This is a genomic window from Alteromonas sp. Cnat2-8 (assembly GCF_022348355.1).
GTDB classification, from domain to species: Bacteria; Pseudomonadota; Gammaproteobacteria; order Enterobacterales; family Alteromonadaceae; genus Alteromonas; species Alteromonas macleodii.
This window is the reverse complement of sequence record NZ_JAKREX010000009.1, coordinates 1-26,833: the sequence shown is the minus strand read 5'-3', so window position 1 is coordinate 26,833 and position 26,833 is coordinate 1. Positions and strand designations below refer to the sequence as shown.

Annotated in this window: 17 protein-coding genes; 6 read left to right on the top strand and 11 right to left on the bottom strand. The window is 41.8% G+C overall.

What is annotated here, in order from left to right; translation table 11 throughout:
* Positions 1–2 precede the first annotated feature (2 nt).
* The 7 genes from MHN00_RS19895 to MHN00_RS19865 are packed head-to-tail and all read right to left on the bottom strand — an operon-like array spanning position 3 to position 9,961.
* Positions 3–395, bottom strand: coding sequence for a copper resistance CopC family protein (locus MHN00_RS19895; protein ID WP_014996991.1), 393 nt, complete (start codon positions 393–395; stop codon positions 3–5).
* Positions 396–406: 11 nt separating this feature from the next.
* A complete protein-coding gene (locus MHN00_RS19890; protein WP_239302173.1) occupies positions 407–2,245 on the bottom strand; it encodes a 2Fe-2S iron-sulfur cluster-binding protein in 1,839 nt (612 codons plus the stop codon).
* Position 2,246: 1 nt separating this feature from the next.
* The gene (locus tag MHN00_RS19885) at positions 2,247–2,939 is read right to left on the bottom strand and encodes a peptidase (RefSeq protein ID WP_202285630.1); all 693 of its coding nucleotides are present in this window, start codon (positions 2,937–2,939) and stop codon (positions 2,247–2,249) included.
* Positions 2,939–6,076: an efflux RND transporter permease subunit gene (locus tag MHN00_RS19880; protein ID WP_202285628.1), complete on the bottom strand. Its 3,138-nt coding sequence runs from the start codon at positions 6,074–6,076 to the stop codon at positions 2,939–2,941. The genes MHN00_RS19885 and MHN00_RS19880 overlap by 1 nt, the downstream gene beginning before the upstream one ends.
* Positions 6,073–8,091, bottom strand: a complete 2,019-nt coding sequence (locus tag MHN00_RS19875; RefSeq protein WP_202285626.1) for an efflux RND transporter periplasmic adaptor subunit — start codon at positions 8,089–8,091, stop codon at positions 6,073–6,075. The genes MHN00_RS19880 and MHN00_RS19875 overlap by 4 nt, the downstream gene beginning before the upstream one ends.
* Positions 8,088–9,452: a TolC family protein gene (locus MHN00_RS19870; RefSeq protein ID WP_239302172.1), complete on the bottom strand. Its 1,365-nt coding sequence runs from the start codon at positions 9,450–9,452 to the stop codon at positions 8,088–8,090. Before MHN00_RS19870 ends, MHN00_RS19875 begins: the two co-directional genes overlap by 4 nt.
* A complete protein-coding gene (locus MHN00_RS19865) occupies positions 9,452–9,961 on the bottom strand; it encodes a DUF411 domain-containing protein (RefSeq protein WP_012516831.1) in 510 nt (169 codons plus the stop codon). Before MHN00_RS19865 ends, MHN00_RS19870 begins: the two co-directional genes overlap by 1 nt.
* Before the next feature lie 747 nt (positions 9,962–10,708).
* Here MHN00_RS19865 and MHN00_RS19860 point away from each other — a divergent pair.
* The 3 genes from MHN00_RS19860 to MHN00_RS19850 all read left to right on the top strand — a co-directional run bounded on the left by MHN00_RS19860 (position 10,709) and on the right by MHN00_RS19850 (position 14,757).
* Complete coding sequence (locus tag MHN00_RS19860) at positions 10,709–11,392, top strand: heavy metal response regulator transcription factor (RefSeq protein ID WP_012516830.1); 684 nt, start codon at positions 10,709–10,711, stop codon at positions 11,390–11,392.
* Positions 11,376–12,782 (top strand): heavy metal sensor histidine kinase, encoded by a 1,407-nt coding sequence (locus tag MHN00_RS19855; RefSeq protein ID WP_239302171.1) that lies wholly within the window; start codon positions 11,376–11,378, stop codon positions 12,780–12,782. The genes MHN00_RS19860 and MHN00_RS19855 overlap by 17 nt, the downstream gene beginning before the upstream one ends.
* A 1,435-nt stretch (positions 12,783–14,217) precedes the next feature.
* Positions 14,218–14,757 carry a hypothetical protein gene (locus MHN00_RS19850; protein WP_239302170.1) on the top strand — a complete coding sequence of 180 codons (540 nt, stop codon included), beginning with the start codon at positions 14,218–14,220 and terminating at the stop codon, positions 14,755–14,757.
* A 160-nt stretch (positions 14,758–14,917) separates the two neighbouring features.
* Here MHN00_RS19850 and MHN00_RS19845 read toward each other — a convergent pair whose 3' ends face one another.
* Positions 14,918–15,871 (bottom strand): DNA replication terminus site-binding protein, encoded by a 954-nt coding sequence (locus MHN00_RS19845; RefSeq protein WP_239302169.1) that lies wholly within the window; start codon positions 15,869–15,871, stop codon positions 14,918–14,920.
* 504 nt (positions 15,872–16,375) lie between these two features.
* Here MHN00_RS19845 and MHN00_RS19840 point away from each other — a divergent pair.
* Positions 16,376–16,843 (top strand): hypothetical protein, encoded by a 468-nt coding sequence (locus MHN00_RS19840; RefSeq protein ID WP_239302168.1) that lies wholly within the window; start codon positions 16,376–16,378, stop codon positions 16,841–16,843.
* A gap of 170 nt (positions 16,844–17,013) precedes the next feature.
* Here the strand turns inward: MHN00_RS19840 and MHN00_RS19835 are convergent, their stop codons facing one another.
* From MHN00_RS19835 to MHN00_RS19825, 3 genes are all read right to left on the bottom strand, one after another.
* A complete protein-coding gene (locus tag MHN00_RS19835) occupies positions 17,014–17,694 on the bottom strand; it encodes a PEP-CTERM sorting domain-containing protein (RefSeq protein WP_239302167.1) in 681 nt (226 codons plus the stop codon).
* 1,354 nt (positions 17,695–19,048) lie between these two features.
* Positions 19,049–20,176, bottom strand: coding sequence for a ParB N-terminal domain-containing protein (locus tag MHN00_RS19830; RefSeq protein WP_239302166.1), 1,128 nt, complete (start codon positions 20,174–20,176; stop codon positions 19,049–19,051).
* Positions 20,176–21,099: a ParA family protein gene (locus MHN00_RS19825; RefSeq protein ID WP_239302164.1), complete on the bottom strand. Its 924-nt coding sequence runs from the start codon at positions 21,097–21,099 to the stop codon at positions 20,176–20,178. The genes MHN00_RS19830 and MHN00_RS19825 overlap by 1 nt, the downstream gene beginning before the upstream one ends.
* A 533-nt stretch (positions 21,100–21,632) precedes the next feature.
* On the opposite strand from MHN00_RS19825, the gene MHN00_RS19820 reads away from it, so the two are divergent.
* Positions 21,633–23,099 (top strand): helix-turn-helix domain-containing protein, encoded by a 1,467-nt coding sequence (locus MHN00_RS19820; protein ID WP_239302162.1) that lies wholly within the window; start codon positions 21,633–21,635, stop codon positions 23,097–23,099.
* Between the two features lie 385 nt (positions 23,100–23,484).
* Positions 23,485–24,366 carry a hypothetical protein gene (locus MHN00_RS19815; RefSeq protein WP_239302160.1) on the top strand — a complete coding sequence of 294 codons (882 nt, stop codon included), beginning with the start codon at positions 23,485–23,487 and terminating at the stop codon, positions 24,364–24,366.
* The last annotated feature ends 2,467 nt before the right edge of the window (positions 24,367–26,833 follow it).

The window sequence follows — 26,833 nt, the reverse complement described above, 5'->3', positions numbered from 1 at the left end:
CTCTAATGGTTGCCGTGCGTGCTGTCGTGCTTTTTGTCGTTATGTTTCATCATTGAAGCATGCACCATAAAACTAAAAGCCCCTTCCATTTTGTGACCGTCCTGACCTAGCAACATCCAATTGACAGTGTATGTATCTACTGGTAATCCGGGTAATTCGTAACTAAAGGCACTAGCGAGTTCCGTACTTGGCTTAAACTCAAACGGAATGGTTTCCCCACTTTTCGATTGCAATGTGACTCTAGCCAACCTTACAGGCTTGGTAAAAACCAATGATAGTTCAGGTGGAGATGACATCAACATTGCATTATCCTTAGGCGTAGATGTCTTGAGTGTTGTGTGAGCAAAAGTTGAAAAACTTAAGGCTATCATGAGCATTGAAAAGAGTAGTTTCATTCAGAGTCTCCTTAGACTTGATGGGTTGTGGATGACGCAAATGCTTCAACAGTGATGGCATTTGGGTCAATGGAATAGTCGATCAACATGTCTTTAACGTCTTTCATCATCGCGCTGGGCCCACATAAAAAAAACAGACATTGATCTTTTGCATGATGCGCTTCTAGAAACGAGCGAAGTGGTAACTGGACATGTCCCGTCGCTCCAAACCATATATTCGAGGCCCTAGACACCACGGGACAATAGCTAAAGTTTGTGAGTGTGGTTTCTATATCCTTAAACCAGTTGTGATTGGCCAAATCTATTGGGTGACGAGCGCCATAAAAAAGCACTACTGATTGTGTTACCTGCAATCCGAACAGAAGCTCATCTATCATTGATTTAAGTGGTGCTATACCTGAACCGCCGCCGATTAACACAAACTCTTTTTTATGAAAATCATGTGGCAATGAAAAGCCGCCATAGGGCCCCTCAATCTCTAACACACTGCCAATACCGAGATTACCCAATACATGCGAACCGATCCCTGGTTTCAGCATGGAGGAAGGCGCTGGTTGCATTTTGATATTAAAAGTAAGGTAGCCTGCCCCTTCACAGCGGTTTGCAACTGAGTAGTAACGGGTGACACTCGGGTGAAAAAAACTTGATCTTTCGCTGTAAGGCCAAAATCGGCGGAAACGTCTAGGCAAGTCAGGAGGGCATCCTCGAGTTTTACCTTTAGATATCGAAAACTTGAAATAACAACCAGGTCGAAACACGAATGTCTCAGGGGAATGATATTTGAATTTCAACTCTTTAATAAAAGGTGTCAAAAACTCGTTATTGACCAACTCTGCAGATATCGTTTGAAGTAAAGTATTTGTGTCTACACGCACTATGCTTGTTTGGCCAACCACGCGCTGACAGGCTAGCCGATAGCCTGCTTTTAGCTGATCTTTTGATAATTGGTAGCGATCTGCAGTCAAGACTGGGTCCGTTGGCTTGATCACTACACGACAACGACCACACGTTCCGCTGCCACCACATTGCGATTCAATCGATATTTTATTTCGCTGTAAAATTGACAACAGATTATCAGTTACTCTGCCTTCGATGCGATGTTCAGCCTCTTTGTCATCGATGACAGTGAACCACTTTTTCGTTCTTTGTGTTCCTGGTACGGCAGGTTTAGTCATCATGATTTGCAACAACCACGTCACACCTGTGATACTCATCACCAAAGTAAGCAGTGCAAAAAGCTTTATCCACCAATGATTAAATGACCCTGCATTTTGATAGTCCATGAAATGCAGCATCATTAACAGTGAAGTCCATTCACTATTTTCATTGAGCACCGCTACGATATCTCCCGATGAAGCACGTAAATATATATGAGTGCTGAACTCATCAAACACCGCTACTTTCCAAAGCGGTGATTTCTCTTTGGGTAGTTCAGAGAATGGAGGCTGCACAAGAGACACGTTCGTGATTGGCGAAGTGAATTGAAATTTACTGGTTACAAGCCGGCGAATGTCAACTTCATTTAAGTTAAACTGCTCTCCTGTTACCGCATCGTATAGTTCATATGTTTTCTCTTGTTCATGCTTAGAATATTCTGTCATGACTCTATAGACTGATTTCCCTAAGAGATTAACAAGCTCTATTGAAATCGCATTTGGTGACAACGCTAGAAGCTGTTTGATCGTTATTAGTTCTTCATCGTTCTCTGACAAATCCACACCGTTCTCTACGCGCTTTTCTATGGTCGGGGCTGAGTGCATTTGCCCTAACAACAATCCAGTAGACAACCAAATCAGTAATTGTACAGCCACTATCAGTGCGAGGTATTTATGCAAGAAACGACTAAACATGCTAAAGACATTTCCTCTTAGGATTTTTTATTGATCCTGGCAATAAATAAATGCCGAAAAAAACACCCAACAAGCTTAACGATGAGATGGTAATAAGGAGGGTATTGGCTACGTCTTCACCGTCTTGGTAGTCCATAATATGAATACGCCAAAACACGTCAAAAATATGCCAAGGAAGGTGTCGCACATATTCTATGTTTCCGGTATATCGGCTAACATAAACGACTGGAGCGAGCATGCCCTCAAATTTAACTTCCCATAGTGGTCGGCCGCGCCCTCCCACTACGTGATTTTCTGACGACAACAATTCTACACTTTCTACCGGGTAGCCTTTACGTAGTTGAGAAGCAGCGATTGCACCCGCGAGAACAGGATTGACGGGCTTTAGCTCATTACCTGTGATACTGTCAACACGTTTTATTTGGTCATTATCAACAACCTGATAAATGAGCCGACCTCGCTCAGAGCTAAGTAAAATGGAACTCGCCCCCGGATACATATTAATAATGTCATTAAATTCAACGCGCGTCGTCGCATTGCTTTCCAATGGCGCAGGCGACTCAATAAAATGGTCACCGTGAATGTAGTGGATATCAAACCAGACCATGTAAAGGCCGCTTAACGACCAAAACAACACCTGCCCGCCGACAAGCAGCATAAGCCAACGATGTGAACGGCGAACAGGTACTTTCATTACGCAACGACAGCCAGGTTCTTGAGCTGTTGTTTGCGCCACATTAAATAAATGGCAGGTAATATGAGTAGTGTCAGAATAATCGCACTAACCATTCCCCCCACCATCGGCGCCGCAATACGACTCATGACTTCGGACCCCGTACCAGAGCCATATAACACCGGCAGCAATCCAAAGATGATAGTGGCCGTTGTCATCATGACGGGACGAACACGCAATCCTGCACCGTGCAGTACTGCCTCGGTCAACATGTTGACGCTCGGTAAGGTACCCTCTTCTTTGCATTTATCCATCAGTGCCTGATATTCATGATTAAGATATACAAGCATAATGACTCCGATTTCTACAGCGACACCGGCCAGAGCAATGAAACCTACGCCCACGGCCACGGAGAAATTAAAGCCTTCGATGTACATAAGCCATATGCTACCAACCATCGACAATGGCAACGTTCCCATAATAATGGCTACTTCAATGAAGTTTCGGAAGTTGAGGTACAATAGAATAACGATGATAGCGAGCGTCAAAGGCACAACGTATGTGAGCTTCTCCTTTGCCCTTAACATATACTCGTATTGGCCAGACCAATTAATTGAATAGCCGGCGGGTAAAACGAGTTGTTCAGCAACAACTTGCTGCGCGTTAGCCACATACGTGCCTATGTCTACACCATCGATGTCAACATACACCCATCCATTGAGCCGCGCGTTTTCACTCTTGATACCCGGCGGTCCGTCTTCGATATAGACGTCAGCAACATCAGCTAGGGCTATACGTTTTCCTTGTGGTGTCACTACAGGTAACAAAGAAAGCGACTCTGGAGAGCTTCGGTATGACTGCGGATAACGAATATTTACTGGATAGCGCTCCAGCCCTTCTACACTTTGTGTTACGTTAACACCGCCAATTGCACCGGAGACAATTTGCTGAACATCAGCGATATTGAGCCCATATCGGGCGGCTTTTTCGCGATCAATGTCGACTTTCAAGTAGCGACCGCCAGCGACGCGTTCAGAATACACTGATGCCGTGCCATCGACGTCAGTTAATATTGACTCAATTTGTTGGCCGATTTTTTGAATTTCCATTAGATCGGGACCACCAATTTTAATCCCAACAGGAGTTTTAATTCCTGTGGCAAGCATGTCAATTCGGGTTTTTATTGGCATCACCCATGCGTTGGTTAAGCCCGGTAAATTGACCACTGCATCAAACTCTTTAATAAGGTCCTGCGTGGTCATCCCTTCTCGCCATTGTTCTTTGGGTTTCAATTGAATGAATGTCTCAATCATGGTCAGTGGCGCGGGGTCCGTCGCCGTATCCGCCCGCCCTACTTTGCCAAATACCGTTTCTACTTCTGGCACGGTTTTTATTAATTTGTTGGTCTGTTGAAGAAGCTCTCGTGCCTTCCCGATTGATATGCCGGCATAGGTGGTTGGCATATACATCAAATCGCCTTCGTCAAGCGGGGGAATAAATTCACTACCAATTTTATCAATTGGCCAAAGCCCGATAGCCAAGACAATCAATGCTGCGACCATCGTTGACTTTGGAAAGCGCAAAACTGTCTTGAGCGTCGGTATGTATAAAAACGTTAAAAACTTGTTGACTGGGTTTTTGTGTTCAGGCAACACCTTTCCACGTACAAAATACCCCATTAAGACTGGGACCAGTGTAATCGCAAGTGCCGCTGATGCAGCCATTGCATATGTTTTCGTATAAGCAAGAGGGGAAAACATCCTCCCTTCCTGGGCCTCAAGCGTAAAAACAGGTACAAAACTAACCGTAATGATCAACAAACTGAAAAATAACGCAGGTCCAACTTCGACCGCAGAATCGATAACAACCTGCCAGCGATTTTCCTTGGTAAGAGGCGTCTTTTCCATGTGTTTGTGCATATTTTCAATCATAACGATCGCACCATCACTCATGGCGCCAATGGCAATAGCAATGCCGCCCAACGACATGATATTGGCATTGATCCCTTGCATATACATAACGATTAGCGCGGTAATGATCCCGACTGGAATACTGATGATTGCGACGAGTGACGACCGAACATGAAAAAGAAAAGCGACACATACCAAAGCGACTACGATAAACTCTTCCACTAGTTTCGAAGCTAGGTTATCAACGGCTCTTTCAATTAATGCGGAACGATCATAAACAGTGACCACCTCCACGCCATCAGGTAGTCCTTTTTTTAAGTCCTCTAGTTTTGCTTTGACGCCATCTATCGTTTTTTGAGCATTCTCACCAAAACGCATCACGACAATACCGCCGACTGTTTCCCCTTCGCCGTTTAGCTCTGCTATACCGCGGCGCATTTGTGGACCGATATCTACAGTTGCAATATCCCTTATTAAAAGCGGTGTGCCATTGTCATTGACGCCAAGAGGAATGGTTTCGATATCCTTCTTATCAGAAATATACCCCGTGGCACGAACCATGTACTCAGCTTCTGCAAGCTCCACTACAGAGGCCCCAACTTCTTGATTTCCTCGCTTTATTGCCATCTGAATATGAGAAAGCGGTATACCGTAAGCGCGGAGTTTTTCAGGATCTACTTTCACTTGATACTGTTTCACCATACCCCCTAGCGCCGAGACTTCGGACACGCCAGGCACAGTTTGGAGCTCAAATTTCAAGAACCAGTCTTGCAAACTGCGTAATTGAGAAATATCGTGTTGGCCGGTTCTGTCGACCAATGCATACAGATAAACCCAACCAACGCCTGTGGCATCTGGACCTAATTGCGGCCTGGCGTTTTCAGGTAGATTGGGGGCAACTTGCGATAAATATTCAAGCACCCTGCTTCTTGCCCAATATAAGTCGGTATCATCATCAAAAATGATATAAACGTAGGAGTCACCGAAAAACGAATAACCTCGAACCGTTTGTGCACCCGGTACGGAAAGCATGGCGGTCGTTAGCGGGTACGTTACCTGATCTTCTACAACTTGTGGCGCTTGACCAGGATAACTCGTTTTGATTATCACTTGGACATCGGATAAATCTGGGATCGCGTCTACTGGCGTATTTTTCATTGTAACTAAACCGCCACCGACTATGATGATGGTTGCGAGTAAAACAAAGAAGCGGTTTGAGACCGACCAACGTATGATTGCTTCTATCATTCGTGCGCTCCTTCATGTTGGCTGTGATCCATCGTTCCTTTATCAGATGCTTGTATATGTAATGTGGTAATAACGTACGCACCGTCTTGGGTTTTGGTAATTTCGATGTGCAGTCGCATACCAGCGGTAATGTCAGATAAATCAATCTCATTAGCGACGTTGAAATCCATTGTCATTGCAGGCCAATCCCACGCCTCAATAGGGTCATGTTCAAGGCTTAACTGGTTGTTAGCACTCATCACTGCATTGACCGTTGCTTGAGTCCACACAGCGTCGACAGCGGTACTTGTTTCACTACTTGCCTCTTCAACAACATGAATGGTAGAAACAAGATATTCGCCACTTGAGGATTTTGAAATTTCAATATGCGCAAGCGTTCCAGAGGCCAAATCAGACAAGGTTATGTTATCTGCCACATTAAAATCCATCGTCATCGCGGGCCAATCCCACTCTTTTATCGCGGGATGATCGACATTTATCATTCGATGCCCATCCATTACAGAATTAATCTTGACTTCAGCCCAAACGCTTTCAGACATAGTCGCCTGTGTACTTTGTGCTGAATCGATAATGTGCACGGTTGTCACAACATATTGACCATCAGTTTGCTTACTGATCTCGATATGTGCCGATGAACCACCTTTGACCGTTGCTAAATTGATATGCTCCGCTACCACAAAATCCATGGTCATCGACGGCCAATCCCATTCTGGAATTGGACCATGTTTTGCAGTTATCATGTTGTGAGAAGGCATCACGTCTGTGATCATCACCTCTGTGAAGACCGATGTTGGACTTTCTTCAGGGGGTTCCATTCGCTTAAAGTCAGAGCTAATACTGCTCTCTGAATCAAGCATAAATTGAGCGGAGGTGACAATGCTGTCACCATCGATCAGTCCTTCAAGTACTTCTGTAAACTCGTCAACCACTCGCCCAATTTTGATTGCAACTGATTTAAATTTTCCATCTCCCAATGCCAATACAACGCGATTTTGATTGCCTGTTCGAATAACCGCTTCGGTTGGCACGATCAAGTTGGTCGAATCCATATCAGAGTGGATAGTCACTTGAGCGAACATGTTCGGCTTTAACGTATAATCTTGATTAGCAAAGCGAAGACGCACACGCAGTGTGCGGGTACTCTGTTCAAGGGTTGGGTAGACGTAGTCTACAACGCCTTGCCACGTCTTTCCGGGGAGGAAATCTAATGTCATAGTAACAGGCAACCCTTCCACTATTTGGGCGGTTTGTCGCTCAAATACCTCTGCATCAACCCAAACCTCATCCAATGCACCAATCGACATGACTGTAACGCCAGGTTTTATAAAAAAACCTTCTCGAATGTTTAAATTATCTACGAATCCGGTTTGGGGTGCGGAAAAGGTAACGGTTTGCTGAACATTTTTTGTTTTTATTAACGTCTCCACGACGTCTTCAGGCACTTGCAATGCATTTAAGCGAGAACGAGCAGCTACGATCAGATCTTTGTTGTTTCTGCGCATAGCAAGCAGCAATTCTTCTTGTGCATTCACTAACTCAGGCGAGTATAGAGAGTAAAGTGGTTCCCCTTTTTTAACATATTCTCCTGATGCTTTTACATGCAGTGTTTCTATCCAGCCTTCAACGCGAGGATGCACATGGATTAATGTTTCTTCGTTGTATTGAACGTACCCGACAGTTCTAATAGGGACATGCAGCGCGCGGCGCTGCACTTTCGCAGTTCGAACACCAAGGTTGTTCTCCACATTTGGCGCTATAGTAATTGTTCCTGAGCCCGCATCACCACTTGAACTTTCTTCGTAGACAGGAATGAGATCCATGCCCATCGGAGACTTTCCTGGTTCGTCTCTGCGGTAATTTGGGTCCATCGGCGCAACCCAATACAACGGTTGCTTCTCTTCGTTTTGCTCATTATTCGCGGTGGATGATGAAGATGGTATCAGAAACGTGAATGCCAACGCAGTCATAATACCGCCTGCTACCCCGCCTATGACGAGTGCTTTAATTGTGCTCATTGTTGTTCTCCGATTTGAGACAAAGGAATACCTGCGTTGGTATCAAAGTAATAGTTGAGTTGAATTTTTGTTTTGACCAAATCCACACTGATATCCAGTGCGTCAATTCTGGCATTAAGATCCGCAATACGAGCACGCACTACCTCAGCAAAGTCTCCTTCGTCGTTGGTATAAGCATTGAGCGATGCCTCAGCTTGCTCTTGCATTTGCTCTAACAATTCGAGTTCGTACAGCGCTTGTCGCTCCATTAATCGCTCATTTTCCGCATATAAAGACTGGATGTATGACATCATTTCTCTGAGGACTAAGCGCTTGTCGGTTTTAATGGCTTCAGATAGGCTTACGACAGCCGAAACCTCTTGGTCTTGGCGGTTTTCTGTAAAAAGAGGTACATCGAAACTTACACCCATCGATAAAAAATCTGCTCGACTTGTACCGTCGGGCGTGTCGTCTCTGTAGGCGTAACTAGCGTTAACCCCCCATTGTGGCTTGTATTTTTCTTTGGCAAGGTCAATACCGGTTTGGCTGGCGCGAATTCTTTGCTCTATCGAGAGGATCAAAGGGTGTTGATTGAGAACCATTGCAAGCGATTGTTGATCTCTGCGCTCAAGTATTGTTCTCATATTCTGCCCCATGTTTTTGATCTCAGGTAGGGCATGCGGCAACGTTAATCGAGAAAAGGCATCAAATCCCGATTGACTTGGATAATTTTGATCTCTAACTAGCCACTCTAGAAGCTTCCCTGTGGCTCTTTCTTCTAATGCTCGTAGTTTAGTAAGTCGGTCTTCCAACCTTGTTAATTCCAACTTTGCACGAACGATATCTTGCTGATTTACGCGTCCAAAGGCAGTTGAATAATTTGCCTTTGCGATATCGCTGAGCTGTTCAAATAACGCTTTATCTTCATCAATTAGCTTTACACTTTGCTGCGCCCGATATATTTCTAACCATAAGTTTGATACTTGAACGCGTGCTTTGGCCACTCGGTCGGCTCTCATCAGGGGATGCTCTGCTGCTTGCTCCCGCAATTGACGAGACCTTATGGCTAACGAATCACCACGAGGAAACATCTGTGACACACCTACTTTTAGCTGAGTCATGGGCTCTTGATCAAACGCAAAACCATCAGTGGGTACATTTGCTAAACCGATGTTGACAACGGGGTCTGGTAGGCTCGAGGCGACGACACTACTGGACAATGTGGCACGTTCACGATGTGCACTGCTAACGAGCCATGGATCATTTTCTACCGCTATTTCTACTGCACGTTTGAGCGTTAATTTTTCATTCGCGATAGCGGGAGAGACCATCGAGAACGAGAACGCTCCCCAAATAGAAACAAAAAGACAAAACCGGTTCATTAGAATTGCTCCTCATAGGTGTTGACTTCAGCAAAGGTCGTAACTGAACCATCTACATTGAGTTGCAATACAAGGTAAGGTTGGAATCGTTCGTCAACTTCCATGCCCGGCGATCCAATTGGCATGGCTGGAACGCTCAACCCTAAAACCCCTTCAGGAGGGTTTTCTAAAAATTGTTGGATGTATTTTGCGGGTATGTGCCCCTCAAATACAAACCCGTCCTGAGAAAGAGCAGTATGGCAGGAGCGATACTGGGGTTCGACGCCATATTTATCTTTGACTCCGGACATTAGCGTGACATTTGTCACATCTGTCTCAAAGCCATGTTCTTCAACATGTCGCACCCATTTTTGACAACATTTACATGTTCTACTCTTGTAGACATGTAATGTGAATTTCGGTGCCTGTGTTGCAGACTTTGCATCATTCTTTGCCTGCAGTACATCACTGCACGCCGTTAAAAAGAGGACTAAAGAAAACAAAGCCCCAAACGGTATATTTTTGTTCATAAACAACTCTCACATATATTGGATTTTGCACGCTTTACGATGGAAACGTCACGTGCAGTAACTGTTAGTCTTTACATCGACTAATCTAATTACACGAGAGAGTATTTTGGGGGGCGTAAATGTATAGCGATAAAGACTTTATGCAGCCTTGTTTGTTTGCTTAGGGCTGGGGTGTTCAACAGTTTTGGTGTTTCGAAACTCTCCCCAGCCAACATGCCGAGCTGAAAGACTGCCATGGGACAACAGCAATTTTGATTGCAACAACTCTCTGATGCGTCGTGTGATGAGTGGTCCATGTGATGACCGATTCTGTTATCTATTTCATGCACCATATCGCTTGCACATGGCGTAGCTACACTCGCGAAAGACCCGCTTACTTGCACGCTCAACAAAGCGATAACAAAGAGGTATTTGACGAATGAAAGTTTCACTTAAACCTGACTCCTTTAATGAAACGCGTTTTCACGGATTAGCTACGGCAATGAGAATATCAAATGGCCCTGACAGACAGATTACCTTGACATTACAATTTTGTAATCATGAGCGATATTGATAGCGAAAATGTATTTTTAGTTGAATATTTGCGACTTCGAGCTACGATGTGGCGCGCTCATTAGTATATTGAATACTCTGTTGGTTGCTGGCATACGTTTTATTATTAGTATACTAACAGCATTTTACGATTGCGGTGTATTCAACAGGCTTACTCCATTGAATTAAAGCTATGCAGCAGGTTAATCACATACCATGAAAATACTTGTAGTCGAAGACGAAGTAAAAACGGGCGATTACATCAAACAAGGGCTAATTGAATCCGGCTTTGTTGTAGAATTAGTAAGGACTGGCCTGGATGGTCACCACAAATCGATGATTGGTGATTATGAATTAATCGTACTCGATGTAATGCTGCCCGACATAGAAGGTTGGAAAATCCTGTCTTCATTGAGAGAGTCTGGTAAATTTACACCCGTTCTTTTTTTAACCGCTCGCGATCACGTTAATGACAGAGTCAAAGGACTTGAGTTAGGCGCAGACGATTATTTGGTTAAACCGTTTGCTTTCGCGGAACTCCTCGCAAGAGTGCGCACCTTGATCAGGAGAGGGACGTCTGTCCCTAACAACACGTTACACATTGCAGATTTGGAGCTTGATATCCCTTCTCGCGTTGCGAAGCGCGGTGGCAAAGTAATCAATCTGACGACTAAAGAGTTTACATTGCTTGAACTAATGGTCAGACGTCAAGGTGAAGTATTGCCCCGTTCTTTGATCGCCTCTCAGGTATGGGACATGAATTTTGACAGTGACACGAATGTCATTGATGTCGCTATCCGAAGATTGCGCGCAAAAATTGATGATGACTTTCCTGTAAAGCTAATTCAAACTGTCAGGGGGATGGGCTATAAAATGAGTGTAGATGATAGTAACGAATAAACTAAAACGGCCAAACTCTCTTGCGTTTAGAGTCACTATACTTGTTGGCATTACCGTATTTTTGTGCCTTACAATAATCAGCTTAATCGTTCAACAATCAATTGCAACGCATTTTGCTGAACAGGATGCTGATGAATTAAATGAGGTATTCCATGCTGTAAAACGAAAGCTTAGCGAAGCATACACTGAAAAGGTGGCACCTTCGAGTATCCTCGTTGAAGCAGTGTCTGGTCATCATGGAGTCTATTACCTTGTGCAAAATGAAGATGGAGAATCCGTATTTTCGAGTAAAGGCGTTAACTTGCACAAATACCCCGGTCAATTGTTTGACAACGATCTCATAACGCCTGATATGTTGACACTTTTTTTTGATGGATCCCATATGTTGCGAGCAACTGAAGCTCTCGTGACCGTCAGCACTGGTCAGAATAAGTCTACATACCGTGTTGTGGTAGCCTCCAACATGGAATTTCACATGAATTACATGGAAGACTTTGAAAAGACGTTATGGGGCATTATTTTCGTGTCTGGTTTGATCACGATAATAGTGGCACGTTTTGCTGTGTATCGAGGCCACTCGCCGCTACGAAAACTGAGTAGAAAAATAGGTTCTATTACTGCTGCCAAGCTCGATATCCGACTAAATCCTTTAGAGGTACCGGTCGAGCTCGCAGGATTAGTGGGGTCGTTTAATGCTATGATTGAACGACTCGAAGCTGGCTTTGAGCAACTTTCATATTTTTCTGCGGACATTGCGCATGAATTGAGAACACCGGTCACAAACCTGACAACTCAAACGCAGGTTATTCTGAATCAACCGCGCACTGAAAGTGAATATGTTGATATTTTATATTCTAATTTGGAAGAATACGAACGTATGACCAAGATGGTCAGTGACATGTTACTTCTAGCCAAAACGGAACATGGACTCGTCAAGCCACAGTTAGAGCGACTAAATTGCCGAGCAGAGCTTCAAGAATTAGTTGAGTATTTTGAACTACTGGCAGAAGAAAGACAAATTCAAATTCGCATCCGAGGGGCCGATGCCACAATTGATTGCGATAGGTCCATGTTTCGACAAGCTATGAGTAATCTATTATCAAACGCAATTCGATATTCCTTCGAAAACGCGATTGTTAAGGTAGCAGTATCTACCAACGATGAACATACAAAAATTACCGTTTCAAATCCAGGCCCGAAAATCTCTGATGACCATCTTCAGAGACTTTTTGATCGCTTTTTTAGAGCAGACCCTTCACGAAAAAATCATGGTCAAGGCGTTGGTTTAGGATTGACTATCGCTCGTTCATTGCTTCACATGAACGGAGCTAAACTAACGGTTAGCTCAGATGACAACTTAACCGTATTTGTTGTTTCATTCCACAAATAATCAATCAAACTTCGTCCTGGAATCTAAACAGGTGGTCACTTTCTGAAGCTGATGTATCGGCCACTTCCCCTCATTTGTCATGTTTGCACTTTCCAACACCTGCTTCATAAAACTGGACATTTCATCATTAATCTTAATACAGTTGCTGGTATAGGCTTAACTTGTGTGTATCAACGATTGATCTAACAGTTCGGAATAAGTTGATTAATACCTTCGGAAAAAACCAAGCCTAGAGCCTCACTACCAAATTGGGAAACTCATTTTTCAGTTCCTCAATTATTGGATAAAGAATGATAACCTGCTCACAGTGAAAAACACCTGGAGCCAGATGGAAAACGCACATCTGTCGTGTTGTTTCAGCTGCTATAATAGTCGTCATCATTGACTCATTGTGGCCAATCACACTTAGGACTATTTCATTCGCATCGTTTGAAATTTTCCCACACGCTCGGACGGTGACGCCACAAATATCAGTGCCATTGTGTATGTTTATAAAAAGCCAAAATGCTATTTTTCGAAAAACGGATTGCGCAGGAGTCTACCAAGATCTATCCTGGAAAAAGCAGCTAACAACTATGTCACTAAACTGCTATCAAAACGAACCCAAGTTGATACTGTTGGAGTGTCAAGAGTTTGCCCAATAAAATGTTGTTCAGAAAAATCAAACCGATTAGCAGGGTGTTTACTATCGCAGCTAGGTGACCCGATATTAGTGCTGTCACTGAAGCTTTTTACCAATCGGCTACGTCAATTAACCATTATCTTGTAGGCTGCGTCTAAATTGTTATACATCCATTCTAGAGCAGCCTTTCCATGGTGGTCACAGAGACCGAACTCCAAGAGAACATCTATCTGACGTAGATTTTCCATCAATTTCTTAGCTTGAGAAACAAGAAAATTTGTAAGCCCAAGTGCAAGCACAACACTAAGTACAACCGCAGCGTTGTTAAGTTTTGCAAGCCCATCTAATAACTCTACCTGGCAGATAAACTTAAAGTCAGAACTAATATCTACATAGTACCCCTCGGTACTATACCAAAGGGCTTTTGATAGCAAGAGGATGGTGGTCTACGAAAACTCAGCAATTCTATACATAAGACTATCAAATCCGCCCCCATTTGCCTCACTGTAATGCTTTTGAAGAATTCAGCTGGGGTTTCCCTTATGAGCCCACCGTCGTTGTCATCGGTAACAAGAAATACCCTGTCTATAAAAAAATACCTTCCTTTCCTGAAAAGCGAGCGCCACAGAAGTACTGCGTGGATGAACGTGTGAGTCGTAGTACCTGCAGACGTGACAGATGTAATAAATGGGAGTCACCGAAACCTAATGGCTATTTGGTGAGTAGCCGTTCCTTAGCCAATTCGTTGTTTGCCAATTTACGTAATTGAACGCTTGGTACAGGTCTAAAACATATTAGAGGGAGAGTCCTTCTGTGATGCAAGATAAACGAGAGAGCGGCGTTATACCTAATGGCGTTACCTTTGGTACTGAAGTGCTTGTTATGCCAAGCCTGATAGGTAGCGTCTTCACACACGCTGGTGGTATCGACACAGTAAGTTATAAGCCGAATAGGTACAGCTGGGTAAAAAAGGGGGATGTCATTGCAGAAGTGTATATTAGCCGTCCAAAGACAAAATTTGGATTGGTTAATGATATCTTTTTTAACGATATCATCTCGAAAGTACCCTTTAAGAGTCCTGCGAGTGGTTTGGCGCTTCATAGCGAATACAGTGATAACTTTACAGTAGAGTTGAAAGGTAATGTGCCTCCCATCGCTAATTTTTCATTGCTCCTTCCTAGTGATGAAGTGCGTGAAGTATCTGGTGCTTCACTTTTTAGGGCGGCAGTGAACTTGATCAAAGAGAACAGTGACCTCTTGTATAAAGAATCGAGACGCTGGACGATGAAGGGGAAAACGCGCCAGGAGTTAGAAAGCTTATTAGCACAGCAATTGGCTGCAAATTGCCGGTGATACCTGGCTACACCGTATTATGACGATTATTTAGATGAGGCTAGGACGGAATTTCCCGAACTGAGGCAGCACCTTAAACACCTCGTCAACAAAGCGGAGTGAGAAGTACAAACACAGCAGTAAGACAACAACATTCGCCCATCGCGGTAACCTAACAAGGTTAGATTTTCGCTAAATGAGCTTCACGTTTATTGTCTGCCTCGCTAATCGGCCTCGTATAGAGGTTGATGGCTTCATTCAAGCACTCCCACGCATGCCCTTGCCTATTTGCTTTACGTTTTTGCGGCACATGGGCGCTTAATTGACGAATAGTGGGCACATCCTCGTAATTACACAAAATAACGGGCTGTGCGGCGTTGATAGTATTTACCACCGGCTTACCCTGTGCTGCCCCGTAATAAAGCGACAAATTCACCGACGCATTGCGTGTCTTACGTATATAAAAGCGGTGGGTGTGCTGTGTGCCCATGATACGCGCTTTTATCTCGTTTAGTTGTGTATCGTTGAGACCAGACTTGCTGTTATACAGATACAACACAGCGCGCTCAGGCGTTAGCCTTTGGTCAGCATTCTTGTAAGCCCAATAGAAATTCACACTTTTAAGCGCGGTATCCGTATCAGGGCGACAGTTAATGACATCGATATGCCGATACAGCTGATAGGAGATAATTTCGGCGCCACGGTGTTGATGTAAGAACTCGTGTTTCTGCAAATGATTGCGCCCGTGTGAGCCATCAGGCTTTCTATCCTGCACGCAGTGTTTGATAGCCGTCTTCGTACTGTTAATGGCGATAATGGTATCAATGACGTCGTCATGGTTCTCAAGCAAAAGGATGCCAGGGTACTTGCCCGCCACCCGGCCTGAAATATCATGAGAAGGACGATGGAAGCACTTTAAGGCATTAAGACAACGCATCTGCGCCTGAACATTGAACATATCCCGGTGACCAAGCATTAGCTCACCGGCAGAGAACGCTTTAAAGTCCTCTTTAGTGATGTCATCAATATTGGCAAAATAAGCAGTAGGTGCTAACCGCATGGCACTATAAAGCGACTCATACAACTCATCCAAAGTCGTGAGCAAACCGTTAAAGCGCGCAAAATCATTCACCATCACCACATCCTCTTATCAATTGAACCTAACTCCTATTGTATTATAATTACAGACCACCTTCACATAAAAACACCATTAAAACCCACCCGCGGACACCACAAAGTGACATCCACCCTGCAAGCCCGCCCTGCCCGCCCAGCCGAAGGCGCGCTCGAGTTGAGCAAGAGGGGCACCTCGGTGGTGGATGAGGGACGCCTTCTTTGAAATACCTGTTTGAAGGTGGTCTGTAATTAATGATTGGTATCGTTGTTTTCGGTGTTTTGCGTTTGTGAGCAGGCATAGCCCCAGAATTTGTTATAAAAGTAGATGTTTCTACGTGAAATTTCCGGAAGTCAGGGGTATTAATTGAGTGATTTTTTTCTAGTTTATCGATTTCATAGTCGCCGGTGGTATTGTACCTTCAGCCTTATGAAATTATCTTCATCAACGATTTACACATATTGAAAATATCAAAAAATTTAAAAATAATATCACCGCTGTAACATTAAAATTGTGGTATTAGTTATGGATTACAACGAGCAAAATGCGCTAGAAATCGCTAAAAATCGAGCATTTAAACTATCTTCTCTGTTATTCGCATCAATGTTCGGTGCACTTACTTTTTTACTTTATCAAATTGGGCTAGAGACCTTTTCTTCCTCTAGCGCCAAACAGTTGCGTGATGAATATGGGGATTCAAGCATCACTTATACGGGTCTCTACATCGGACACTTGTGCTACTTTTTTGCTAACCGTTTCTACAACCATCTGCTTAAAGATGTTAAAGGCTTTAAGGTTTGCCCATATGATGAATTTGTAAAATTAAAATGGATTATTGGTACCACTCTTTTCATTATTGTTCGGACGTTAGTGGTCTCATTCACCGACATGGACCTCTTAGCTCGCGCAGCCATTATTGTGGCCACTTTGGCATTATTGATCTATTGGTTGAAAAACTGGGATTATCACGTCGAAAAACCTGGGACCGAATAGACGCTTTAGATTGATGTTCACTTTTTTGCTTTTCGTATAGTGACTTGATAACTATTGAAGGCGTGCTGCATTAATTGAACCCAGATAGGCGCTCGTACGTGAAATCTGATGACGTTTGCTGGGCGTTGCCCTCTTTGGTAAACAGAGAAACGCCCTAGTGAATATATTTATTAGCGGCGGCGCCGTAATAACAACAGCATTACACCCATTGCCAGGATAATACCCGTTTGTGGCTCAGGAACAGAAAGATTAGATTGTACTGGTGTGACGGTTCTTGAGACTAGACTGCTTTCAAAATTAACAGCCAGTTGCGAACTTTCATTGAGGTAAAAAACAACGCGGCTTGTTTGTTGGCTAGTACTGTCTTCTAATGAAAATGAGTAATAATCTCTTTCTATTGTAAATAAATCGACACTAGGGTTTGTCAATGTGTAAGCACTAGAACCGCTTAAATAATTCGTGGTCGTTATCTCCGGCATTCTAACAATCAGACCTTCCAGTAGTGAATGCACTCGAGAAATATTAAATGCTGTAAAGTCAAAATAATTATCTCCCCTTGAAGGTCCTGAACGAGACCATAAGGTATCATCTCCACCTCCAAACTGCCCTACTCTATTTTCACCATCGAGCCAATATGAGTAATACATGAGTGTATCATCATAGGTAAATGAGACTTCAATCGGATTGGTGTTTAGATCATCGAGTTCAGAGGCAATCTGTGACTCATCGAGATAACTTACACCGTAGTATTCATAGCCAGTATAGTTGAGTGAATACTCATATTTTATAATGTCGGCGAATGCTGCCTTACTGATTGATAGCAATAGTATGGTGGTAAGAATATGCTTCATGCTGTTTTCCTTTTCCAGAGCAGTGAAACATTAGCAAAATATGTGCCTTGCCTTATATATTGCGAGCTACAACAAACAGGACTTAACTAATTTAGAACGAGTGTAAAAAGTAGACACTTTTCTTTATAAACAGATTTATATTTATACATAGAGAAACGAAACGGCAAGGATAATTAGTTAACCATTAAGGCTTGAACAATTGGGCATCAGACCACCACCTGCTCTCTAACATTGTTCATTTATTGCCAGTATATCAATTATCGACACGTTGTTTTCATACTTAATACATTAACGATATTGATATCAAGCAGGAAGTGAAAGTAGTGATAAAAGCCTATACAAATGATGAAACGTTGATTGTGCAAGACGAATAATCGGTCAAGTGTCATAAACCTTCCTGTGCCTTCAAATAACATTGACATCGATGAATTTTTCGATCCATGGGATGCGTTAACTGTTATTGCTTTCCAAGGACAACCTAGCTTTATTCGAGATTCATTTGAAGTAGGGGCACTTTCAATGCACATTACGCATCAGCAATTCAAAAATAGCGCGAAAAAAAATAAGAGAAGGCCTCCGTTTGATTATGGAGCCTGGTTTCATCAATATTATGCCCACCACTGCAAAGCAAGAGTTCTTTGCTTTAATACAGTACGCAATTTCTCCCTATTCTCACTTTTATACCGAATACGATCCTAATTAAAAACGGTAACCCCATGAACATGTTACTCATAGGTCATCATCAGTTTGACGTTCTAATTTTCGATTGAGGCTTAGTCGACTCTCATTCATGTAGCTTTGCACTTAAACTAGGTCTACCCGTGGTAGTGACAACTGAGGAAGTAACGTTTTCGATTAAAAAATGACGAATTCGACTTACACGATCTCACAATGCGAATGCCTCGGTAGACAAAGCCTTGTCCTTTAAGGACAACATAGATGTTATTTTCATCCGAAGCAATTAAAATTATAGACAGGCTTTTGGTCGCTATAAAGTTATAGAGTGTATAGTAAGGAACACGGTTGTGATCATTAGCACTTTTTATCGATACAAGAACCTAGACGCGAGAACGTTGTTGGTTAGATATAATGCTAATACTCGAGTAATTTGACGCCAGAAGTAATCCCCTTGATATCTACCTTTCAACTGTCAACCATCATTTGCTGCTATTGGTTTAACTGAATACTAAAGTTAGGTAAAAATTAAGATATAAAGTATCGGATCGAATCTAGGAATTATATAAAATCTTTAGTTTTTTCTCATTTAATTTCAAATAAAAAAACTGCTGCAAGCCTTGTAAATAAAGACCTGCAGTGCAAAATAATTATTCAGGTTCACTTGAACCGTGACGTGTTATTTTGACAGTGATATAAGTAAAGATTTTAACACCTTTTCTAATGCCGCAGCATCGTCGAAGTTAACATTTTCCCAATCAATACCTATATCGAGCTTTGTAACATCTTCTGTTAATAATCGACGAATTGCTGAAGTTTGACTCACTTTCACTTTTGGCATTGTAATGTACTGCTTCGCCCTGCCCGGCTTCTTAGATATGTCAGAAGGGATATATTTTTTAAATTTTCCGATCTCCGCCAATCTATTTAGGTATCGCTCAACTTCGTTATGTTTTTCCGCTTTCTTAATCTCTTCGTAAAGAGCAATAAGACTTGTCACTACTTTGTTTTCAAGTAGCTTATAAACAATATCAAAATGCTCATAAAGTTTATCGTATCGATAATAGGAAGGACGACTTATACCCAAGTATGACGTTACCAAAGAAGTTCGTTCGGTTCGCATCTTTGCTGCTTCTAAACTTTCTAGTTCGCGAACTGCTTTTGCATAACTGTTTAGCGCATCAGGTGGAGTCAGGTCAGAACGAGAGAAATTCTCAATGTGACGGAGCACATTAAGGTTTCGTGGTTTTTCAGCGTAGATTTTAACTTTAACCTTTATCAAACCACCATAAAGGAATCGAATTGCATAGAAACGTCTATGACCAGCTACAATAGGATAGTCAGTCATATTCTTTCTCCACACAGAAATTGGATGAACTAGTTCACTGTGCTTTAATGTCTCAGCTAGATCTTTTATTTCTTCTATTTCTAAATTGACGGCGTCATACCGAGGGTTATCTTTTGATAATCGGTTCTCAAGAAGCCCCTTTTCACAGACAACACAATTGTCCAAAGCCGCAATGGACTCAGCATCTGATTTCTGTGCAAACGTAACGGGTAAATATCGTGAATTATCTGACTGTGGTTGTATATAATCAACCAGCACTCTATCTATTTCAGAGGATGTTTTAAAAATAGGGTCGTCGTGTACTTCGCTTTCTTTGGATTTGTCCCTTGCTTTAAGGTCATCCAACATCTGTTGAGATTTTTTAGATACGCCTTCACCTGACTCAAATTGGTTTATTAAATCTTCTTGAGAATTAACTTTTCCGACCGTTCTACGTCTTGCCTTTTTAGGGCTGTTCATCACTCATTCCCCCATAAGCTGCCTTCAATCAGTTCATAAAGCTTTTGCATTTCTTTTTGCGCGTGGTGATTATGCACATAATTAAAATGTGACTCATCAACCGATGGACGTTCCATAACGCGATAGCAATTACGTTGCTGAAGCCAAAAGCGCGTCATATATTTTCCAGTAGGACCATTTTTGTCGTAAAGTTTCGCAAGTGCCACTTCATCTTTCTGAGTAAGACGTGATTTGCTTGGAACTTTATTTGGAACAACTCCGACAATCTTTAGAGGTGATTTTTGTCGGTCTTCGTTAATGCGGTCTACGCGATTAAGTAACATAGGTACACCATCTATAGAGTCGTATTCGGGCTCAGTCGGAATTATCACATGAGTCGCGGCGCCCAACATACCAGCACTAACCGGTGACTTACTTGGCGGGTTATCAACAATAACGAGATCGTAATCCTCGGCCAGTTCTGGGATTGAAAACCAATCCCGCATATGTGTCGAAATTTTTGAAACCAGTCTATCCGCTTGCGGTGTCAGAGCTAGTACTCGATCAACATTACCTTCGGATGGTAAGACTTTAATGTTTTCAAAAGCTGTCGGGTATTCATATACTGGTGAGTCAAACAAAATATCAGTGGACGTATTTCGGCCACTCCATTCTGGATCATCAATCTCTTCAATTTCTGGGTGTAGTGGAGCAGCGTATTCATCATCACCTGGTATCGCATCCATTTTTAAGAATGCTTTTGATGAATCTTGCTGTGAATCATAGTCCAGCACCAAGACACGACGCTTTATACCTTTTCCAGTTGGGCCGCCGGTTGCCAACAGATATGCTATTGTTGATGCGAGAAACGTTTTTCCAACGCCTCCTTTTCTATGGTAACTAGAAAGCACGCGCAATCCATTGTACATTTCGTCTGTATTCATAATCTCAACCTTGTATAAGCACATAATTTTAGTCTGACATGCTCATCTTTCAATGTCTCGGATCGAATCTTTAATAATCCATTTTGAGAAGCTATTTGGGTTATTTAGTTCAATAATTAAAACCTAACTGAAAGCCTTTACTGGCAGATATTGAGGGGTGTTTATGCCTATCAGGTTCACATGAACCCAATAAAGAAAATGTTAAGTAAACATACATGTCTGACTGGCCTATAATGGATAAAAATTTTGTACTTACTCTTAAAACATCATTACAGAAAATCATTAATTTAATGACAAATAACCTAATAAACTACGTATTTAATTTGTTAATTGAAAACTTCCGGAAAGCTTTTGTTAGCAAGCTCTTGCGAGGTATAAGTTCCTATCAGGTTCAAGTGAACCTATTATGATTTTACTTTTTTTGAACATACGATTTAATACAACCTCAAAAATGGACTTGATAAAGATAGTTGGGTAATCTCAGGATCGAATCAACGGAATAACTGTAATCTATAATAACGGGTAGAATTATTGTGCGAGAGCTTTTTGACTTGTCAGAAAAATATGGATTTAAAGCACCTCTGGTCGACGCTCCTGAATCTCTCGATTTAAAACTGTACCTCCGTTTATGTGGTGCATTATCTATTTCACCAATTACAATTGCTGTGATTTCTGATGTCTTTATAGCTTTACAGGATATTGAAGAACGCATTGCAAGCTTCCAATATATCTCTGAACGTATTAATCGAAAAGTATCAAATATTCGACATCACCTGGTAATTCTTGAAAAAGCTAATCTTATAAGAAGTGAATTCATTACAACTGATCCAATAAGACGTCGTAGAGGAAAGCTTTTTACATTAGCGATACCTAAAGGGCAGACTGTAGCAGCTGCAGACCATTCATCAGTATCGGAAGTAGATAGATATCAGTTGGTGTCTTCAAATACCGTTGAAACTATAGATATTGACCGATATGACGATAAAACACGTTTTCTTGAGCTACAAATTGTTAGATATCTAGTCAAAGCGATGCGAACTAATCGTAAAGATAAGGCAGGTACGATCAACGTTAAACTAAAATTAGACGGTAGAGTAAAACCAATTTCCATTACCTCACGCGCAGAAGAGGGAAGGCTAATCTATCTCCCAGATATGAGCTACTACGCAGGCGCTATTACCTGGCTTATAAATCATATTTCTGAACGAGTAGAGCAGGCCGATACCATTGGAGAAACATTTACACTGCCACTAGAACCTCTTATATCTATGGCGAAAGATATTCCGCTTTCAGATGCATCAGCTGGTGGTTATATGAATAATGCTATCCAATCGTTGCAGCGAATATCAGCAACTACATTTGATATGCGCGATTTATATGGACGAGACCACGGTACAATTAAAGACATTGAAATGTACTATAAGCTTTTCAGACTTGAGGCTCTTGTTACCTATGAAGATGAAAGAGAGATAGAAAAGAAAGCTGCAGTCGTTCAATTTCCGCGCTCGACAGTGAAAAATATTATAGCCGCAGTACGCGCTGAAAAATCTCTTAACGAAATGTTGTTAATTGACAGTGATATTTTCGCAACAAAAAATGAAATTGAAATTCTGTTTGGTCTATGGGCGAGGGAACATCTCATCACCGGACGTCAGGCACAGCAGATGTATACATGGAACGAGCTTCGTGAGTCAGTAGCTCCTTCGACTAGTCTTAGTGAATTTAAGCGTAAGTTTTCAAATATGGTCCTTACGAACGCAGATCCCGAATATAAAGCTAAAATTCACAACGTCGTGAAAAACAAGATTGTTAGAATTATCGATACATGCCATTTGTCTGAACCAAGAAAAGGCGAATTGATAGTCGAATACGGTCGGGCCACGGTTCAAGGCTACCTAATAAATATTGGTTATTCACCAGAGCATGGGTCGTCAGTTATAGCTTTTAGACGAGATATGTCTGCGTTACATATTTTGAGCCACTTCAATAAACAACGCTAACCTATAATTTGATGATAAACATTCCCGGATCGAATCTATAGTAATGAAAATCAATGGATTAGGACTCGGATCGAATCTATAAAAAGATCTAATTTTGATCACGATCCAACTTGATCTCTATTACCATTCGTATAAAGATTACACCTGTTAAAGACATTCTCTTACTTTTATTAAATCTTTAACTTGCTCATTGAAGAGCAACATAAATTATTTGGGAAGATAAGAAGCGCTTAAAAGACAAAACCCGTGAAGTGTTGGCGCACTGCACGGGTCTTAGGATGTAACTTTTTGGAACGAGTTACACATCCAATTTTAGCGGATTGATCGATCACGTCAACTGTTAGGGCGTTTTTTATCAACAATAACTCGATTTGTTGGTAAAAAAATGAGAAAAAACACAGAATTTGTGTTCATGAGCACGGGGCTTTTTGAACACCTCAATGAAACAGAATCATATGTTTTCTCTTTTGTTACTTATTTCGCTTGTGATAAACAAAAGGGACAAGTATTTAAACGCAGCACAGCAAGTCTCTGTAACAACCTTGGATACTCTGCTAACACAATCCGGTCAACAATCGATAAGCTTGTAGAGAAGAAATTTTTAGCACGTGCTGAAAAACCTGCTCCCAAAAATAAGGATCTTCGTTATAATTACTTTGACGACATATCACATTGTTTAGTACTTGGTACTCATGAGTATGCACAGGAATTCTCATCAGAACTGTCAGAAATCTTAAATTTTCTGAGGAAAAGCAGTAAACATAAAAAGCCAGATTTGAAAAATGTATTTTTCAAAGTTTACGTGAACGCGCTTCAAGCCTCTAAGAAAGGGGAAAAGTGGAAGCGTAATCAATCTCGGCACCTTCATAAAATGCTAGTTTTGCACGGTTACCTTCATAATAAGATCAAATTCAGAGACAAATTTGATAAATCGACCTTGTCACTAAGTGTACCTTATTTATCAGCAATGATGCAGTGGTCAAGAAATACCGTAAGACGGGTAGTCAATACACTTGTCGAACTCGGGCTAGTAACAATCAAGCTAGACGGCAAACGAATCGCTTTCTTACGAGTTAGAATAGCTGAGCGGGTGAGGGAAGGATACAAGCAGCTAAAGTCTCGACTTTCTGACATAAGACAAAAAAATGTTGATGTGACTCGTAATTCAATTAACAAGCCAATGGAACTCAATAGGCCAGGTAAGCATGCTACGCCAGCGGAACACGCATCCTACCTTGTGGCAATGAAAAAAGCTCAAAATCACTGACCAAAAATAACTCTATAGAATCCAGACAGTGCTCTGGAGTTTTTTCGTGCCTAAAGATCAGTTTGGTGTTGAATTTATACAATTCAACAAGGCAAACGCTCAAGTTTATTAATCAAAGACTGTAAAATCATTAAAATAATAGAGAAATAAAAACTATAGAACGCGCCCTAAATGCTATTTGTGCCATCCATGCGCATATGGATAAAACAAGTCCCATCCATAACCGGAATGATCCATAGGTAAGGTGAAAATACCAACCACGTTCATGATCGGCCAAAACTAACCACATTAGAATAAGATAGAAAAAGAAAGAAAAGGCTAGAGGGGATTAACCCACTTACAATTTATTTTTTATCTAACTATAACTTTAGTAAGGATGTATACACGTGGGATTCATGCTGATTGCAACCTTAATAAATGTTATTACAAGATAGTTCACTGGGCCTGGACAGTTTTAATGATAGTGATCTTGCTAACTAAAAACTGTGAGACCTTACTGTAGAAGACTCGTTTTGTTTATTGCCGTCGGCTCAACGCATCCTGAAAAACGTAGTCAGAAAGGCTTAATAAACCTAACATTAACTATAGAAGTCTCATACTTGTCGATTATTCTTAAAGAAACTCCGTATTCGGTTAAAGGTGGAGGTGACTTAATATTAATCGTTTTAGGCCAGCTTTTGGTTAAATTGAATCAACTAGGCAAATTTGAGAGCTTGTTTGGGTAACTAAACAAGACCAAGCATCAAAATCAATAAAGGGAAATGTAAAACTGGTTTAACCTGTTTGAGCAACAAAACAAAACGGGCTTACTGCGCATGATTATTTCATAAATATCTATGTCAGTACGATTTTTGTGATAATCGTGGGACATTTCCTGAGGTCTAAATGATTCTATTCCACTTTGTTTCATTAGTATACGGTGGAGATAAAATGTAACGGAGGAGACGAAACTAAGACAGGATGCTTTTCAGCCACATTCCCAGGCCTATCTGCAAAAGCTAGTACCTCAAACTCCTTCTGGATCTCACTGTCTTCCGAGGACAATTTTTCAAGCTCAGTGATTTCTGTTATCTGTAGCTTTCGTCCGGCGAAGTAAGTTTCAAACTGCTTATTTTTACCTGTACGAATTTCAATTTTCTGGTTTGAGATTGAGTGCTTAAGCGGTGAGTCGATGATGTAGAGTTTTCTCCTGCAGCTAAACGTATGGTCGTTGCGTATTTTCCGCAAACCTTAGTGATACAGATAACATCGAGGTTGATGTAGCGTAGTACAGGCGTATGTTCTTTGTATGAAATTCTTGATTTTAAAACGAGGTTTTTACGCCAAAACTGGGAAATGAAGACGTCTTGGAGGTAGCTATTTGCGTCTGTCTTGCAAGGTATCGAAGACACGTTCAATTCTGCCTTTACCCTGAGGAGAACTGGTGAAGACAATTTTAAGCCCCAACTCCTTACAAGCCCTTTGCATCTGGGATAAGTTGCAAAGGGCCACCGAATATTCCGGCTCGATCAACATACAGGGTTTTAAATACACCGTATTTCTCAAAGACTGAGTGCATTACTTTCATACACCTTTCAGTCGTCTCTGGAGGAAAGAACTCAGCATGATATCGCTGTTGACATCGTCAATCATGGCGATAAAACACGACTTCTTATCGCCGAACCAACGGTGTGTGCTGCCGTTCAATTGTAGTATTAAACTTGGCACTTCCATTGGCTCTCTGAGCTTGTGAAGACGGCTGCACCTACGCTTCGCCCGTTTTACATAATGGATATCATACGTCCATTTACGCGGTATTTCGCGCTTAACAGCAATGAATTCGGGCGTCTCAAGCATCTCGGGCAAGGTGTAACAGGTTCAGGGCTTAGTATTTATCGCGGATTACCGAATGAACTTGCTGCTTAAGCCGGTCAGGCATTTTATTAACTGACGCGCTGCCTGTATTTCCGTAAACAACGAACTGTTACCCTTGGCTTCGGTAACTCTGTAAATAACGTTCAACAGTACGTCTAGACTTATTGAGGAGCTTAGTGGCATTGGCTATCGTAATTTCACGCTCAGCCACTTACGCGATGACATCAACCGTCAATTTCCCTTGGTAATTAGCGACTACGACAAAATCGCTTTGCGTTAACACTAGAGAACAATCTAACTCAAATTTAATCTGACAGCGGCACCTTAAAAAGCAAGTAACTTACAGTTCAGTTATTAGTTTGTACTACTAAGTCAGGAATTTAAAAAACTTTCTGCACCTCTATTTTGAATTGCTACTAGGTTTTACTGCTGTTTTACCGTTTTTGGCATTCTCATCCATTTTTGCTACTAGGTTTTACTGCCGTCTTACCGTTTTTGGCATTCTCATCCATTTTTGCTACTAGGTTTTACTGCCGTCTTACCGTTTTTGGCATTCTCATCCATTTTTGCTACTAGGTTTTACTGCCGTTTTACCGTTTTTGGCATTCTCATC

Bases quoted from the DNA above. Each gene is read 5' to 3' on its own strand.
- MHN00_RS19895 (WP_014996991.1), bottom strand. From the start codon at position 395: ATGAAACTACTCTTTTCAATGCTCATGATAGCCTTAAGTTTTTCAACT.
- MHN00_RS19890 (WP_239302173.1), bottom strand. From the start codon at position 2,245: ATGTTTAGTCGTTTCTTGCATAAATACCTCGCACTGATAGTGGCTGTA.
- MHN00_RS19885 (WP_202285630.1), bottom strand. From the start codon at position 2,939: ATGAAAGTACCTGTTCGCCGTTCACATCGTTGGCTTATGCTGCTTGTC.
- MHN00_RS19880 (WP_202285628.1), bottom strand. From the start codon at position 6,076: ATGATAGAAGCAATCATACGTTGGTCGGTCTCAAACCGCTTCTTTGTT.
- MHN00_RS19875 (WP_202285626.1), bottom strand. From the start codon at position 8,091: ATGAGCACAATTAAAGCACTCGTCATAGGCGGGGTAGCAGGCGGTATT.
- MHN00_RS19870 (WP_239302172.1), bottom strand. From the start codon at position 9,452: ATGAACCGGTTTTGTCTTTTTGTTTCTATTTGGGGAGCGTTCTCGTTC.
- MHN00_RS19865 (WP_012516831.1), bottom strand. From the start codon at position 9,961: ATGAACAAAAATATACCGTTTGGGGCTTTGTTTTCTTTAGTCCTCTTT.
- MHN00_RS19860 (WP_012516830.1), top strand. From the start codon at position 10,709: ATGAAAATACTTGTAGTCGAAGACGAAGTAAAAACGGGCGATTACATC.
- MHN00_RS19855 (WP_239302171.1), top strand. From the start codon at position 11,376: ATGATAGTAACGAATAAACTAAAACGGCCAAACTCTCTTGCGTTTAGA.
- MHN00_RS19845 (WP_239302169.1), bottom strand. From the start codon at position 15,871: ATGGTGAATGATTTTGCGCGCTTTAACGGTTTGCTCACGACTTTGGAT.
- MHN00_RS19840 (WP_239302168.1), top strand. From the start codon at position 16,376: ATGGATTACAACGAGCAAAATGCGCTAGAAATCGCTAAAAATCGAGCA.
- MHN00_RS19835 (WP_239302167.1), bottom strand. From the start codon at position 17,694: ATGAAGCATATTCTTACCACCATACTATTGCTATCAATCAGTAAGGCA.
- MHN00_RS19830 (WP_239302166.1), bottom strand. From the start codon at position 20,176: ATGAACAGCCCTAAAAAGGCAAGACGTAGAACGGTCGGAAAAGTTAAT.
- MHN00_RS19825 (WP_239302164.1), bottom strand. From the start codon at position 21,099: ATGAATACAGACGAAATGTACAATGGATTGCGCGTGCTTTCTAGTTAC.
- MHN00_RS19815 (WP_239302160.1), top strand. From the start codon at position 23,485: ATGAGAAAAAACACAGAATTTGTGTTCATGAGCACGGGGCTTTTTGAA.